Below are 1,862 nucleotides of genomic sequence, written 5' to 3' on the forward strand. Positions count from 1 at the left end.
AGCCATGGCCGGAAAAGAAAAAGGGCAGCCTGCAGGCTGCCCTTTTTCTTGCTGATGATGGTGCCGGATATAGGAGTCGAACCTACGACCTTCGCATTACGAATGCGCTGCTCTACCAACTGAGCTAATCCGGCACGGACGCAGGCAGCAGCCTGCGTGGCCGGCGATTCTAGCGAGGCAGCCCGCGACTGACAAGCGCGTGCCGCCCCACACCCTGCATCCCTGCAGCCCTGCCGCGCCGGATTTCTCCGCCCGACTGGCGAAACCCGGCGGGCGTGCCTAGCTTTCCTCCTGTGTCTGCGCTGCAGCACAGGAAGCGCCCCGTCAGGGGACGTCACGGCAAGGAGGCCACCCACATGCACCAGTACAGGAACATCCCGACACGACACCCGCGGCAGGGCTTCAGCCTCATCGAGCTGATGATCGTCATCGCCATCATCGCCGTGCTTTCTGCGGTGGCCGTGCCCCGCTACCAGGACTATGTCACCCGCGCACGCTGGAGCGTCAACCTGAGCCAGCTCGAGCCGCTGAAACTGGCCATCGCCGAATGCCTGCAGCAGGAAGGCGGCCTGCCCGGCGCCTGCGACACCGCCACCAAGCTCGGACTCGCCGATCTGCCCACGCCCCAGCATGCGGCCTCGGCCGCGAGCCTGGCCAGCAGCGGCAGCGACAGCCTGCGCATCACGCTGGACGGCACCGCAGCGGCCGGCGGATGCCGGGTGACGCTCACCGCATCCACCAGTGACGACACCCTGCACTGGCAACTGGCCAACGCCGCACAGGGCGCAGAGCCGGCCTGCACCCGCCGCCACACCGGTGTCGGCAGCTGAGCCGCCGGCCATGCATCCGGCCCCCGTCATGACGCCCGCGCACGATCACGAGGTCGCGGACTGGGTGGACCGCCTGCTGGCGCAGGCACGGGCGCTGGGCGCCTCCGACCTGCACGTCGACCCGCAGGCCGACGGCGCACTGCTGCGACTGCGCATCCACGGCATGCTCAGCGACTGGCAGCACGTGCCGCCGGCGTGGCAGCCGCGACTGGTGGCTCGCATCAAGGTCATGGCGCACATGGACATGGCGGAAAGGCGGCTGCCACAGGATGGCCGCCTGCATGACACCCGGCTGGGCGACATCCGTGTCGCCAGCCTGCCCGTCCTGCACGGCGAGAAGCTATGCCTGCGTCTGTCGCCACCGACGCCAGCCAGCGGCCTGGAGGCCCTGCAGCTGCCGGCGCAGGCCAGGCGCCTGCTCGAACATGCCATCGCCGGTCCGGACGGGCTGGTCCTGATCACCGGTCCGACCGGTTCCGGCAAGACCACCACGCTGTATGCCTGCCTGCAGGCCCTCAACGGCCGCGACCGCCACATCGCGACCGTGGAGGACCCGGTGGAGCGCATCATCGACGGCATCAGCCAGAGCGCCACGCAGCCACGCATCGGACTGGACTTCGCCTCCATGCTGCGGGCCCTGCTGCGCCAGGATCCCGACATCCTCATGGTCGGGGAGATCCGCGACCGCGAGACCGCCGACATGGCCATGCAGGCGGCGGAAACCGGCCACCTCGTGCTCTCCACCCTGCACACCGGCAGCGCGCTGGAAGCGCTGACCCGGCTGCGCCACCTCGGCCTAGCCGACTACCTGATCGCCGCCAACCTGCGGCTGGTACTGGCCCAGCGCCTGCTTCGCCGCCTGTGCCGGCACTGCCGGGGCGGCGGCAATGGCTGCCCGGCATGCATCGACGGTCATGACGGTCGCATCGGCATCTACGAGGCCCTGCCGGTTTCCGCCGGACTGGGCAGTGCCTGGATGGCCGGCGCGGACGAGCACCAGCTCAGGCACCTCCTGCGCGACACCGGCTGGCA

At 69.6% G+C, this 1,862-nt stretch carries 2 protein-coding genes and 1 tRNA gene; 2 read left to right on the forward strand and 1 reads right to left on the reverse strand.

The genetic code is table 11. From position 1 onward, the window contains the following. Positions 1–58: 58 nt before the first annotated feature. Positions 59–134: transfer RNA gene (locus tag C5O18_RS08945), tRNA-Thr, on the reverse strand. 222 nt (positions 135–356) lie between these two features. Here C5O18_RS08945 and C5O18_RS11045 point away from each other — a divergent pair. Both C5O18_RS11045 and C5O18_RS08955 read left to right on the forward strand, forming a co-directional pair. Further along, positions 357–830, forward strand: coding sequence for a pilin (locus C5O18_RS11045; RefSeq protein WP_105193258.1), 474 nt, complete (start codon positions 357–359; stop codon positions 828–830). Positions 831–840: 10 nt separating this feature from the next. After that, positions 841–1,862, forward strand: a 1,022-nt coding sequence (locus C5O18_RS08955; RefSeq protein WP_146089319.1) for a GspE/PulE family protein, incomplete at its 3' end; no start/stop codon positions are given.

Origin of the sequence: Amnimonas aquatica (assembly GCF_002943415.1) — a bacterium.
Lineage (GTDB): Bacteria > Pseudomonadota > Gammaproteobacteria > Pseudomonadales > Moraxellaceae > Perlucidibaca > Perlucidibaca aquatica_A.

Coding starts and splice junctions, on each gene's coding strand:
- C5O18_RS11045 (WP_105193258.1), top strand. CDS start 357: ATGCACCAGTACAGGAACATCCCGACACGACACCCGCGGCAGGGCTTC.